The sequence below is a fragment of the Teichococcus aerophilus genome (genome assembly GCF_014490485.1).
Taxonomy (GTDB): domain Bacteria; phylum Pseudomonadota; class Alphaproteobacteria; order Acetobacterales; family Acetobacteraceae; genus Pseudoroseomonas; species Pseudoroseomonas aerophila.
In genome coordinates, this window is the sequence record NZ_JACTVA010000002.1 from 184,913 (window position 1) to 198,352 (window position 13,440).

The 13,440-nt window shown below is 67.5% G+C and carries 9 protein-coding genes; 5 read left to right on the forward strand and 4 right to left on the reverse strand.

Annotation, left to right across the window (positions count from 1 at the left end):
- Window positions 1-40 precede the first annotated feature (40 nt).
- Window positions 41-1,456 carry a M20/M25/M40 family metallo-hydrolase gene (locus tag IBL26_RS02000; RefSeq protein WP_187782763.1) on the forward strand — a complete coding sequence of 472 codons (1,416 nt, stop codon included), beginning with the start codon at window positions 41-43 and terminating at the stop codon, window positions 1,454-1,456.
- 80 nt (window positions 1,457-1,536) lie between these two features.
- Window positions 1,537-3,570, forward strand: a complete 2,034-nt coding sequence (locus tag IBL26_RS02005) for an NAD(+) synthase (RefSeq protein WP_187782764.1) — start codon at window positions 1,537-1,539, stop codon at window positions 3,568-3,570.
- Between the two features lie 48 nt (window positions 3,571-3,618).
- Here the strand turns inward: IBL26_RS02005 and IBL26_RS02010 are convergent, their stop codons facing one another.
- The 4 genes from IBL26_RS02010 to IBL26_RS02025 all read right to left on the reverse strand — a co-directional run bounded on the left by IBL26_RS02010 (window position 3,619) and on the right by IBL26_RS02025 (window position 9,026).
- A complete protein-coding gene (locus tag IBL26_RS02010) occupies window positions 3,619-5,211 on the reverse strand; it encodes an ABC transporter substrate-binding protein (protein WP_187782765.1) in 1,593 nt (530 codons plus the stop codon).
- Between the two features lie 34 nt (window positions 5,212-5,245).
- Window positions 5,246-6,685: a M20 family metallopeptidase gene (locus IBL26_RS02015; RefSeq protein WP_241748885.1), complete on the reverse strand. Its 1,440-nt coding sequence runs from the start codon at window positions 6,683-6,685 to the stop codon at window positions 5,246-5,248.
- A 152-nt stretch (window positions 6,686-6,837) separates the two neighbouring features.
- Window positions 6,838-7,578 carry a lytic transglycosylase domain-containing protein gene (locus tag IBL26_RS26230; protein WP_187782766.1) on the reverse strand — a complete coding sequence of 247 codons (741 nt, stop codon included), beginning with the start codon at window positions 7,576-7,578 and terminating at the stop codon, window positions 6,838-6,840.
- 71 nt (window positions 7,579-7,649) lie between these two features.
- Window positions 7,650-9,026 (reverse strand): L-serine ammonia-lyase, encoded by a 1,377-nt coding sequence (locus tag IBL26_RS02025; protein WP_187782767.1) that lies wholly within the window; start codon window positions 9,024-9,026, stop codon window positions 7,650-7,652.
- Window positions 9,027-9,305: 279 nt separating this feature from the next.
- Between IBL26_RS02025 and IBL26_RS02030 the strand changes: the two genes are divergently transcribed.
- The 3 genes from IBL26_RS02030 to IBL26_RS02040 all read left to right on the forward strand — a co-directional run bounded on the left by IBL26_RS02030 (window position 9,306) and on the right by IBL26_RS02040 (window position 13,417).
- Complete coding sequence (locus tag IBL26_RS02030; protein WP_187782768.1) at window positions 9,306-11,474, forward strand: hybrid sensor histidine kinase/response regulator; 2,169 nt, start codon at window positions 9,306-9,308, stop codon at window positions 11,472-11,474.
- A gap of 106 nt (window positions 11,475-11,580) precedes the next feature.
- Window positions 11,581-13,020: an ATPase domain-containing protein gene (locus IBL26_RS02035; protein WP_187782769.1), complete on the forward strand. Its 1,440-nt coding sequence runs from the start codon at window positions 11,581-11,583 to the stop codon at window positions 13,018-13,020.
- 31 nt (window positions 13,021-13,051) lie between these two features.
- Window positions 13,052-13,417 carry a response regulator gene (locus IBL26_RS02040; protein ID WP_187782770.1) on the forward strand — a complete coding sequence of 122 codons (366 nt, stop codon included), beginning with the start codon at window positions 13,052-13,054 and terminating at the stop codon, window positions 13,415-13,417.
- Window positions 13,418-13,440: the final 23 nt, after the last annotated feature.

Below are 13,440 nucleotides of genomic sequence, written 5' to 3' on the forward strand. Positions count from 1 at the left end.
TGGCCACGGATACCAGTCCCCATGGCCAAGGCGTAGCGCGATGCTCCAGACCGTCATTGATGATCTCCTGCAACGGCAGGAGGCGATTCGCGCGCGTCTGGACCAGTTTCTCCGGCTTCCCAGCGTCAGCGCCGATCCCGCCTTCGCCGATGGCATGCGGGCGGCCCGCGAGTTCCTGTTGCAGTGGCTGCGCGAGATGGGGCTGGATGACGCCCGTCTGCTGGATGGCGGCGGCCAGCCGGCGGTTTTCGCCTCCTGGAACGGCGCCCCGGGGCGGGCCACCCTCTTGATCTACGGCCATTACGACGTGCAGCCCCCGGCGCCGCTGGAGCAGTGGCGGACGCCGCCTTTCGAGCCGACGGTCCAGGGCGACCGGCTCTACGCACGCGGCGCTTCCGACGTGAAGGGCTCGACCACCATTGCGCTGGAGACTGTGGCGGCGTTCCTGCGCCAGCCCGGCGGCTGCCCGGTCAACATCAAGCTGTTCATCGAGGGGGAGGAGGAGGTCGGAAGCCCCAGCCTCGCCGCCATCGTCGAGCAGCACCGGGACTTGCTGGCAGCTGATGCGATGATCTCCGCCGATGGCGGCCGGGCCAGCGAGACGATCGCGACCATCAATGTCGGCGCCCGCGGCATGACGGGGTTTGAGGTCGCCCTGACGACGGCCGACAAGGAAGTCCATTCCGGCCGCTATGGCGGCACCATCCGCAATGCGGTGCATGAGATGGCGCGGCTGGTGGCCAGCCTGCATGACGCGGATGGCCGGATCGCCGTACCCGGCTTCCTGGAGGCCGTGCCGCCGCTGACGGCGGCACAGCGGGCGGAGACGGCGGCCTTTGGCGCGGACGAGGTGGCGTTCTGCGCCGATGTCGGCGCCACCCCCTTCGGCGAGCCGGGCTACACGATGCGGGAACGGGTGACGCTGCGCCCGGCCCTCGACGTGAACGGCCTGTGGGGCGGCTATACCGGCGCCGGCGCCAAGACCATCATTCCCAACGAGGCCTTCGCCAAGGTCAGCATCCGGCTGGTGCCGGGCCAGGACCCGGCACAGGCGCGGCAGGCGGTGTGCGACCATTTGGAGGCCCGGTGTCCTCCCGGCTGCCGGCTGGAATTCCGCTTCGGCCGCGATGGCTCCCCGGCTTCCAGCCTGCCGCCGGAGCATCCGTTGTTCCGCGCCGGCTCGGCGGTGTGGCTGGCTTTGTCCGGGCAGCAGCCGGTACCGGTGCGGCTTGGGGCAACCGTACCGATCACGGCGGTGTTCAAGGCCATGCTGGGGATCGACACGCTGATGTTCGGCTTCAACCTGCCGGATGAGGACGTTCATGCCCCCAACGAGTTCTTTCACCTGGACAGCATTCCACTGGGCCTGCGGGGCTGGGCCATGCTGCTGGCGGAGTTGGGTCAGCTCCGCCCGGCGGATTTCGACGAATACCGGCTCCGGCCGGGCATGGCCTGAGACCTTCCTGGCCCTGTGGGGCTTGTCCATGATGCCAGGGGTGGGCCACCCTCGCTCCTCGCCTCCAGCCGGTGCCTGATATGAATTTTGCTTCGCTCTACCGCCATGGTTTCGCCCGCATCGCCGCCGCGACGACGCTGTGCACCCTGGCAGACCCACAAGCCAACGCCGCCGCATTGCTGGCCGCTGCCCGGGAATGCCATGAGCGTGGCGCCGCCGTGGTCGTGTTCCCGGAACTGGCACTCTCCGGCTACGCCATCGATGACCTGCTGCTGCAGGATACGCTGCTGGATGCGGTGGAGGCCGCGATCCAGCATCTGATGCAGGAATCGGCGGCGATGCGGCCGCTGCTGCTGATCGGCGCGCCGGTGCGGCATGCCGGGCGGGTCTACAACACCGCGCTGGCCATCCAGGGCGGCAAGCTGCTCGGCGTCGTGCCGAAGAGCCACCTGCCGAATTACCGCGAGTTCTACGAGCGCCGCCACTTTGCCTCCGGCCACGGCACGGAAGGCGGGCGTATTCGGCTGGCGGGCAGGGAGGCGCCTTTCGGCCCGGACCTGTTGTTCGCGGCGGAGGATGTGGCCGGCCTCGTCGTGCACGTGGAGATCTGCGAGGACGTCTGGGTGCCGTTGCCTCCCAGCGGGCAGGGGGCGCTGGCGGGCGCCACGGTGCTGACCAACCTCTCGGCCAGCAACATCACCGTCGGCAAGGCGGATACGCGCCGGCTGCTGGCGCAGTCCCAGTCCGCGCGTTGCTTGGCGGCCTATGTCTACGCCGCGGCCGGGGCGGGCGAGTCCACCACCGACCTGGCCTGGGACGGGCAGGTCTCCATCTTCGAGAACGGGGCCATCCTGGCAGAGAGCGAGCGCTTCCCCCGCACCGGCCAGCTTGTCGTGGCCGATGTGGACTTGGACCTGCTGCGGCAGGAACGCGCCCGCCAGGGCACCTTCGATGACAACCGCCGCCGGCATGGCGCCGAGTTCCGCACCGTCTCCTTCCTGCTGAACCCGCCCGAGGGCGATATAGGGTTCGAGCGGGTGGTGGAGCGCTTCCCCTTCGTGCCCGCCAATGCCGAGCGCCTGCACCAGGATTGCTACGAGGCCTACAACATTCAGGTCTCCGGGCTGGTGCAGCGGCTGTCCGCCACCAGCGGCAAGCTGGTCATCGGCGTCTCCGGCGGCCTGGATTCCACCCAGGCGCTGCTGGTGGCCGCAAAGGCGATGGATGTGCTGGGACGGCCGCGGACGGATATCCTGGCCTTCACCATGCCGGGCTTCGGCACCAGCGCCGGCACGCGAACAAACGCCCATAAGTTGATGGAATCCATCGGCGTTACAGCGCGGGAACTGGATATCCGCCCGGCCGCGCGGCAGATGCTCAGCGACCTCGGCCATCCCTTCGGGCGCGGCGAGCCGGTCTATGACGTGACGTTCGAGAATGTGCAGGCCGGCCTGCGCACCGACTACCTGTTCCGCGCCGCCAACCACCATGGCGGCATGGTGCTGGGCACGGGCGACCTGTCGGAGCTGGCTTTGGGGTGGTGCACCTATGGCGTGGGCGACCAGATGTCCCACTACAACGTCAATGGCGGCGTGCCGAAGACGCTGATCCAGCACCTGATCCGCTGGACCATCGCGTCCGGCCAGTTCGACGAAGAGGTGGGGGTGACGCTGCGCTCCATCCTGGACACCGAGATCTCGCCCGAGTTGATCCCGGCGGAGAACGGCCAGCCGATCCAGAGCACGGAGGCCAAGATCGGCCCCTATGCGCTGCAGGACTTCAACCTGTTCTACACGCTGCGCTACGGCTTCCGCCCTTCCAAGATCGCCTTCCTCTCCTGGCGGGCCTGGAGCGATGCCGGGCGCGGTTCCTGGCCGCCGAACTACCCGGTCGAGGCCCGGCCGGAATACGAGCTGCGGGTGATCCGGCACTGGCTTGAGGTGTTCCTGGGGCGCTTCTTCGGCTTCGCGCAGTTCAAGCGCTCGGCCATGCCGAACGGGCCCAAGGTGGTGGCGGGCGGTTCGCTCTCGCCGCGTGGCGACTGGCGCGCGCCTTCCGACAGCAAGGCGACGGCCTGGCTGGAGGAACTGCGGCAGAACGTTCCCGCGGAGTGAGAGGCCGCTTCCAGGCCTGACTGGCCTGGAAGCGGGGTTCGCCCAGTGTCAGGGCAAGGGGCGGATATCCTGCGCCCTGGTGTACTCGTCGGCGCGGGCATCGATGGTCAGGCCGCGCCGCATGGCCCAGGCATTCTTCTGGATGTGGAGCGGGATCAGCCCCTGGTCCTCCATGGCGAGGCGGGTGGCATCCTGCAGCAGGCGCTCCCGCGCGCCGTCATCCAGCGTCCGCAGCGCTTCGGTCAGCTTGGCGTCGAAGGCCGCGTTGGAATAGCGGCCGCGGTTGGAGGCGCCGGTGCCGGTATCGCGATTCACGGTGCCCAGCAGCGCGCGCAGCATGGTGGAGGCCTCGCCCGAGGTCGCGGCCAGGCCCATCAGGTGGGCGCTGGTCTCGCCACGGCCGGCGCGGGCGATGAAGGTGGTGAAGGGCTGCGCCTCCACCTGGGTCCGCACGCCGATGCGCGTCCACATCTGGCCGACGGCCTGGATGATGCGGGCGTCGTTCATGTAGCGGTCGTTCGGGCCATGGAGCGTGATGCGGAAGCCGTTCGGGTAGCCGGCTTCGGCCAGCAGGCGCTTGGCGGTATTGGCGTCTGCCGGGGGTGCGGGAATGCCGGCGACATAGCCGAACGTGCCGGCCGCCATGATCTGGCCGGTGGGAACGGTCGCATCCTCCATCACCCGGGCGGAGATGGCCTGCCGGTCGATGGCGAAGGAGAGCGCCCGGCGGACGCGCGGGTCGTGCAGCGGGTTGCGGTCCAGCTTCTCGCCGTTCGGACCGGTGACGAAGGGCGTGCCGTCTTCCCGCGTCTGGTCCAGCGCCAGGTAGATCAGCCGCAGGCCGACCGTCTCCTGCACCGAGAAGCGCTGGTCCTGCCGCAGGCGGGCGAGGTCGCTGGTCGGCACCTGGTCGATCAGGTCGACGTCACCGGCCAGCAGGGCGGAGGTGCGCGGGGCGTCGCCGGTCAGCATGCGGTACTGGACGCGCTGCCAGTGCGGCTTTTCGCCCCAGTAGTCGTCGTTTTGCTCCAGCACCACGCGGTCGCCGCTGCGGTAGGAGACGAAGCGGAAGGGACCGGTGCCGATGGCGGCGCGGCCGGTGTTGAAGTCTTCCGTCGTCACGTTCTGGCTGGATTCTCGGTCCAGCATCATCACGCCGATCAGGTCGTTCGGCAGCAGCGGGTAGGGGCCTTCGGTGCGGAAACGAATCGTCAGTGGGTCGACGATCTCGACACTTTTGATCGCCCGGACGAACTGCGCGAAGGACGAAGGCGAGTTCGGGACGTTGGGCACGCGTTCCAGCGTGAAGGCGACATCCTCGGCGGTGAAGCTGTTGCCGTTATGGAAGCGCACATTGGGGCGCAGCTTGAATTCCCAGGTGGATTCATCGACGGCGCGCCAGGATTCCGCGAGGCCGGGCAGCAGGCGGGAGCGTGCGTCGGTGGCCACCAGCGTATTGAAGATCATGCCGGCGACGGCGGAGTTCGGCGTCAGGTTGTGGTAGTGCGGATCCATCGACGTGATCTGCGACCCCACGGCCACATTCAGTTCCTGGGCACGCGGCGCGGTCGTGGCGGCGGCCATCAAGGCGATGGCGGCCGCCCCGGCGCGGAGCACCGCGCGGGGGGACATACGAATCATCGGGGAAGTTTCCTTCGTCTCGGCGATGCGGGCGTCAGCGACGCTTGGCACGCAGGGGCGGGGGCAGCACGTCGTCCGGGATGGGGCAGGCATAGGGCTTGCCGCCGGTGCGCTGCTTCAGCTCGGCCTTGGCGCGGGCCAGCAGCTCGGGGTCCTGGAACACGTCCAGCGCCGTCGCGGCCATGGCCTTGGCCGCCTGGATCATGCCCTTGTGGGCCGAGGGGCTCTTGCCCTGGGCGACGGCCTGCCAGGTGTGGAAGGGGGTGCCGACGGCCCAGGTCGGGCCCCAGCACTGCACGGTGGGCACCAGCTGGCTGACATCGCCAACATCGGTGGAGCCGTTGCCGGGGCGGGACTGGCCGTCGAAATGCAGCACGCCTTCATGCAGTGGCTGCGCGCCGACGTCCTCCGGCGCACCGGCGGAGTTGATGCTGTCCGCGATGTCTTCCTCGCTCAGCGAGCGGCGGATATCCGCCGCGAAGGCGCGGTCGGCGGCATCGAAGGCGGGGGCGCCGATGGCGGAGAGGTTCTCGAACATCCGCATTTCCAGGGCGGTGTTCGGAATGGTGTCCGAACACGCCTTGTCGATCTCCATCTCCATGCGCGTGCCGGTCATGATGGCGGCGCCTTCGGCGCAGGCCTTCACGCGTTCCATCAGCGCCTGGGCTTCCTTCACGCGCGGGCCGCGGATCAGGTAGAGCACCTCCGCATCCGCCTGCACGACGTTGGGGGAGTTGCCGCCGCTGTTGGTGATGGCGGAATGCACGCGACAATCGAGCGGCATGTGCTCCCGCAGGTAGTTCACGCCGACACTCATCAGCTCCACCGCATCGAGGGCGGAGCGGCCCAGCCAGGGGGAGCCCGCGGCGTGCGAAGCGCGGCCCTTGAAGCGGAAATAGACCTGGAAGTTAGCGAGGGAGCGGGAGGACATGACGCCGCTGACCACCCCGGGGTGCCAGGAGACGGCGGCATCCAGGTCGCTGAAGGCGCCGGCACGGGCCATGAAGGTCTTGCCCGAGCCGCCTTCCTCGCCCGGGCAGCCATAGTAGCGCACGGTGCCGGGCAGGCCGTTCTTCGCCAGCATGTCCCGTGCGGAGACGGCGGCCAGCATGGCGCCGGCGCCCAACAGGTTATGGCCGCAGCCATGGCCGGTGGCACCCGGGGTGATCGGGCTGGGCTCGGCCACGCCGGCTTCCTGGCTCAAACCGGCCAGGGCATCGAACTCGCCCAGGAAGCCCAGCACCGGGCCGCCGGCGCCGGCTTCCGCCATGAAGGCGGTGGGAATGCCGCCGACATTGCGGGTGACGCGGAAACCCTCCGCCTCCAGCGCCGTGATCTGCTCCTCGATCGACTTGTACTCGTCGAAGCGGAGCTCGGCGTGGTCCCAGATCCGGTCCGCGACGGCGGTGTAGACGGGGCTCTTGGCCTCAAGCTCGGCGGACAGGCTGGCGAGGGGGATGGGTTCGTTGCGCATAGGTCCTCCTGCATCCGCCCAATGGTCGCGCCCCGGGAGGAGCGCGGCAGGTGGCGGGCATCGGAGGTTCCTAGGCTCGGCACCTGGGCGGGGCAACCCAAAGGGCCAAAAGTTCCCCAGGTGAAACACACACCCCGGATGAGGCGCGTGGTTCAGGGTACGTAGTAGGATTGGCCGAAGGGCGATTGCGGGGTGACGAGGCCGCCGCCATCGAAAGCACGATCCGCCGGGTTCAGCGAGGGCGCGGCATAGGCGGCGCTGACAGGGGTGGCGGCGTATTCGGTGCCGATGCGCGGCGCGATGGCGGCCACGTAATTCTCCGTCTCGTCCGGCAGGATCTTGGCGCCGGCCAGGTACAGCGCCACACGGTCCGGCCCCGCATTATAGGCGGCCAGGAAGTAGGGCGAGCCGAAGCGGTCGTACATGTCCTTCAGATAGGCGGTGCCGGCGAAGATGTTGTCGCGCGGCTCGTAGGGGTCGCTGCCGAGGCCGAGGCGGGCGCGCAGGCGGTCGTAAGTGGCGGGCATGACCTGCATCAGCCCCATGGCGCCGGCACCCGAGGTGATCAGCGAGCCGTCACCGGCATAAAGCCGCCCACCGGATTCCTGGCGCATCACCTCGCGGATCCACACTTCCGGCACGCCGAAGCGTGTGGCGGCCTCGGCGATGTACGGGCCCCATGGGTCACCGGGCAGGCCGGGCATGGGATAGAGGCGGGGGGTGGCCTGGGCGCGGTAGGCGCTGGCCTCGGCGCGGGAGGCGTTCAGGTCGTAACCGTAATCGCCGCTGCCGCCATAGCCACGCTGGCCGTCCCAGGACTGGGCGGGCGGCAGGGCGCAGCCAGTCAGCGATGCCGCCAGGAGGCCGAGGGGCGCCAGGTGTCTGAGTCTCATCCGGGCCTTCTCCTTCCCTGGTTCGTCGGCGTTGGGCGCCGAGATGTCCGCCTTGCGGCGCTGCATCGCCATCAGCATTCGGTAACGTTGACCGCGAGGCCGCCCAGCGACGTTTCCTTATATTTGGACTGCATGTCGATGCCAGTCTGCCGCATGGTGCGGATGACGTCGTCCAGCGACACGTGGTGGGCACCATCGCCGCGCAGCGCCAGCCGCGCGGCGATGATGGCCTTGTTCGCACCCAGGGCGTTGCGCTCGATACAGGGGATCTGCACGAGGCCGCCGATCGGGTCGCAGGTCAGGCCGAGATTGTGCTCCATGCCGATCTCGGCGGCGTTCTCGACCTGCGGCGGCGTGCCGCCCATCGCCGCCGCGAGGCCAGCCGCCGCCATGGAGCAGGCAACGCCGACCTCGCCCTGGCAGCCGACCTCGGCGCCGGAGATGGAGGCATTGCGCTTGTACAGGACGCCGATGGCGGCGGCGGTCAACAGCAGGTCGAACACGCCCTGCTCGGTCGCGCCGGGGACGAAGCGCTCATAGTAATGCATCACGGCGGGGACAATGCCGGCGGCGCCGTTGGTCGGGGCGGTGACGACGCGGCCGCCGGCGGCATTCTCCTCGTTCACCGCGATGGCGAACAGGCTGACCCAGTCGGAGACGGCCATGGGGTCGGCTTCCCGTGGTCGGGCCACCAGGTCGCGGTGCAGGCTGGCGGCACGGCGGCGCAGATGGGTGCGGCCGGGCAGGTGGCCTTCACCGCGCATGCCGCGCTCGATACAGTCGCGCATGGTGTCGCGGATATGGCGCAGGCCGGCCTCGACCTCCTGGGCCCCACGGCCGCGCTCCAGCTCATTCGCCATCATCATGGCGCCGATGCCGAGGCCGCTGCGCTCAGCCATCGACAGCATCTCCCGCCCCGAGCCGAACGAGTAGGGAACCGTGATGGCGGAGGGTGCCACCACCTGTTGCTGGAGTTCCTGCTCCGTCGCGACAAAGCCGCCGCCGATCGAGTAGCAGGTGAGGCTGCTGAGGGTGATGCCATCCGCCGCGAAGGCGGTGAAGCGCATGCCGTTGGTGTGGCCGGGCAGGCTGTCCCGCCGGTGCATCAGCAGATCCTCCGCCTCCGCGAAGGGCACCAGGTGGCGTCCGCCGAGGCGGATCTGGGCATCCTGCCGGATGCGGGCAACGATATCCGCTGCCGCGTCCGGGTCCACTTGTTCAGGGCGTTCGCCGGACAGGCCCAGCAGCAGGGCAATATCGGTCGCATGGCCATAGCCAGTCAGGGCCAGGGAGCCGAAGACCTCGGCGCGGATGCGCGCGACGGCGCCGAGCTGGCCGTCCGAAGCAAGCGTATCCACGAAGCCGGCGGCTGCCCGCATGGGCCCGACGGTGTGGGAGCTGGAAGGGCCGATCCCGACACGGAAGATATCGAACACCCCGAAGTCCATGCGGCCATATTCCTGGTACGATCCGGCGGACCCCAGCGGGTTGCGGGGTGCCTCAACCTGGGCAACCTAACACCTCCTGCGGTCTGCGTCGCCCGGCAGCGGCGTGCGGGCGGCGGGATAAGTCCAGACCCTTCAATGGCCTAGCTTTCCCTCCTGAAGCGCTACTATCTTGAGGCGGCGGAGCAAGCATGGCAATGTCGGGCTGCCTGTACAGGTTTGAGGCTTGGCCACAGCCTGGAGAGGCACTGCCTCCTGTCCTTGCGGCCGGCCGGACCCTGCATGACCCTGACTGAAGCCGTGATGGCGATACCGGTGCCTGCTTCCTTCCCATGGGGCGAGTCCGCCATGGCACGGACCATCCGGGATTTCGACTGGGCGGCAACGCCGCTCGGGCCGATCGCGGATTGGTCCGGCACGTTGAAATCCACGCTCAGCTCCGTGCTGGAATCGCCTTTGCCCTTGGCCTTGCTGTGGGGCAAGGACGGGCGGCTTCTTTATAACGACGCCTATGCCGCCTTCTGCGGCGACCGCCACCCGGCAATCCTGGGCCAGCGCATCACCGATGCCTGGCCGGAAGCGGCAGCCTTCAATGCCGGCGTGGTGGCCGATGTCCTTTCCGGCCGGACCCTGTCCTTCAAGGACCAGCGGTTCATGCTGCACCGGCATGCCGAGCCGGATGAGGTCTGGCTGGACCTGCATTACAGCGTGGTGCGGGACCGCATGGCCAAGCCGGTCGGCGTGCTGGGCGTGATCATGGAGACCACTGGGCGCGTCCTGCTGGAACGGCGGCAGCTGGATGACAGCGTCGCCCTGAAGCAGAGCGAGACGCAGCTTCAGGCACTGACCGCCGCCTTGCCGCAGATCATCTGGACGGCCGATGCGGAAGGCCATTACGATTTTTTCAACGAGCGTTGGCGTGAGCTGACCGGCCTGTCGCCTACGGCAACGGATACCGCGCTGTGGCTTTCCGTCGTGCACCCGGAGGACCGGGAGGCCGCGGCGCTTCAGTGGCGCCGGGCCGTGGCAGGCGGCTACCTGTACCAAAGCGAGTATCGGCTTCGGCGGGCCGATGGTGCCTGGCGCTGGTACCTGCGGCGCGCCCTGCCGGTGCGGGACCCGGCGACAAGCCAGGTGGTGCGGTGGTTAGGCACCTGCACGGATATCGAGGATACCGTCCGGGCGCGGATGCTGCTGCGGCAGAATGCGTTGGACCTGGAGGCAAGGGTCCAGGAACGAACGCGCCAGCTGGAGGAAGCGCAGCAGGAGCGGCTGCTGGCGCAGGAACAGTTGCGGCAGGCGCAGAAGATGGAGGCCATCGGCAATTTGACCGGCGGCATTGCGCATGATTTCAACAATTTGCTGCAGGTTGTTTACGGCAGTCTGGAGCTTCTGCAGCGGGATGTGGGGGAACTTCCCCGGGCCAGTCAGCGCATCCAGCACGCGCTGACAGCGGTGGAACGGGGCTCGCAGCTGGCGCAGCAATTGCTGGCCTTTGGCCGGCGGCAGCCGTTGCAGCCCAAGGTGGTGAATGTCGGCCGGTTCATCCTCGGGCTGGACGACATGCTGACGCGCACCCTGGGGGAGCGCGTCGAGGTCCGGACCGTCATCGCGGAAGGGCTGGGCAATACCCTGGTGGACCCGGGCCAGGTCGAGAATGCCCTGCTGAACCTGGCGATCAATGCGCGGGACGCCATGGAGGGCGAGGGTGAGCTGGTCATCGAGGCGCGGAATATTGTGCTGGATGCCACGGATGTCCGCATCCACGCCGATATCGTGCCCGGGCCTTATGTGATGCTGTCGGTCAAGGATACCGGTGAGGGCATCCCGCCGGATATCCTGAGCAATGTCTTCGAGCCGTTCTTCACCACGAAGCCTGAGGGCAGGGGGTCCGGGCTAGGGCTCTCCATGGTGTACGGCTTTGTCCGTCAATCCGGCGGCTATGTGGGGATCGACAGCACGCCCGGAGCTGGCACCACGGTCAGTCTCTACCTGCCGCAAATCATGGCCGAAGAGGAGGCGCCCGAGCCGCAGCGTGGCGACCTCGTCTCAGGCGGGCAGGAGACGATCCTGGTGGTGGAGGACGATGAGGCTGTGCGCAGCATCGTGGTCGAGACCATCGCGGCGCTTGGCTACAAGGTGCTGCGGGCGAAGGATGCGCAGAGTGCGTTGATGGTGCTCGAGAGCGGGCTGCAGATCGATCTGCTCTTCACCGACGTCGTGATGCCGGGGCCGCTGCGCAGCACGGCATTGGCGGAGCGGGCGAAGCAACTTCAGCCCTCCATCTCGGTTCTGTTCACCTCGGGCTACGCCGAGAACGCCATCGTGCATGAGGGGCGGCTTGATCCAGGTGTAGAATTGCTGAGCAAGCCGTATACGCGAGAAGCGTTGGCACGGAAGCTCCGGCAGGTTCTGGACAGCGGGAGAGAGCCTGGGGTGCCGGAGCCTTGACGGTTTACCGCGAAAGGTACAGGGACTGCGTTGAGGATCTTACCGGTCCAGTGGCTGGCCTTTGCGGGCCACTCATCCACTTTCATGACTGAGGCTTGTCGACACGTTGGAACAGCTCCCACGCATTGAAAGTGGCATTGCCGGCCTAGACACGCTGCTGAACGGCGGGCTGGTGGCGGGGTCCTCCTACATCATCCAGGGGCGGCCCGGCTCGGGAAAGACCATCTTCGCCAACCAGATCGCCTTCCACCACGCGGCACATGGCGGTCGGGTCCTGTTCGCGACGTTACTCTCCGAGACCCATGAGCGGCTGTTCCAGTTCCTCTCCACCCTCAGCTTCTTCGACCGTGAGCGCATCGGCCGCGAGATGCAGTTCGTCAGTGCCTTCGACACTCTGCAGAGCGAGGGGCTGGACGAGGTGGTCAAGCTGCTTCGGCGCGAGATCAGTCGGCAGAAGGCATCGGTGCTGATCGTCGACGGCGTGCTGAATGCACGGTCCCGTGCCGATACGGCGATCGATACGAAGAAGTTCATTGCAGAACTGCAGGGACATGCGGCCTTCGCTGGCTGCACCGTGCTGTTCCTGACCAGCGCCAGGCTGGACGATGGCAGCCCCGAGCACACAATGGTCGACGGTGTCATCGAACTGGGCGACGACCTGACCGGCGCCCGTTCGGTGCGGCGGTTGAACCTGCGGAAGACGCGTGGCAGCGGCGCCATCTCCGGCCTGCATGAATTCGAGATCACCGAGAACGGGATCGTCATCTACCCGCGCCTGGAAGCGGTGCTCGGCCGGCCTTCCGTGCCCGACGACCTGGATCTCGGGCGGACGAGTACTGGGGTCGACGATGTCGACCGGCTGATCGGGGGGGGGTTGCAGAAGGGCTCTTCCACCCTGCTGATCGGCCCTTCCGGCAGCGGCAAGACCTCGCTTGGCATCAGCTTCGTGTCACAGGCGACGGTAGACGAGCCTGGGCTGATCTTCGGCTTCTATGAATCGGAAGAGCGGCTGAAGCGCAAGGCGAGCGCATTGGGCTTCGGACTGGCACAGAAGATTGAAGACGGCGCCGTGCATGTTCTTTGGCAGCCGACGACCGAGCGCCTGCTGGACGCGCTCGGGCACCGGCTGCTGAACGCCGTGCGGCAGAAGAACATCAAGCGCGTGCTGATCGACAGCCTGGGCGGCATCGCCCGGGCCGCGGTCCGGAGCAACCGGGTCACCGAGTTCTTTACGGCCTTGATCGGCGAGTTGCGCGCCATGGGCGTGACGGTGATTGCTACATGGGAAATTCGCGACATGTTCGATTCCAACGCGCAAGCGCCGGCACTGGAACTGTCCAGCATCTTCGACAACCTTATCCTGCTGCGGTTTATCGAGGACCAGACTCAGCTGCGCCGCATCCTGACCGTCATCAAGGTACGGGACAGCGAGTACGACCCTTCCTTCCATGAGATGGTGTTGAACCAGGATGGTATCCGCCTCAATGCCCCCGGCGAGCCGAGCGCACGCCAGCTGGAAGCCTCACGCCCTCGGCTAGGGGGCTGATCGCGTCAGCGCTCAGGACGGAAGCCGCAGCATGACAACGATCATGGTAGTTGACGACGAGTTCCTTGTCGCGGACGTGCTGGCCTTCGCGTTGGAGGACGAGGGATACATGGTGGTGCGTGCCAGCAATGGGCGAAAGGGACTGGATGTCTTCCAGCGCGACCGGCCGGCGCTGGTGATTACGGATTTCATGATGCCGGTGATGAACGGGCTGGAGTTTGCCAGCGCCATCAAGTCCCGCCCCGAGAGTGCCGATCTGCCAATTATCCTGATCAGCGGCGCCCAGGCGGATATCGCGCGTCAGAATGGCCATTTGTTTGCAGCGGTCTTCGACAAGCCGTTCCGGGTCGAAGAAATCATCGCGACCGTTATTTCGTTCGTCGGGCGGCCTCACTAAGGGACGGCACGGCACGACGGCAC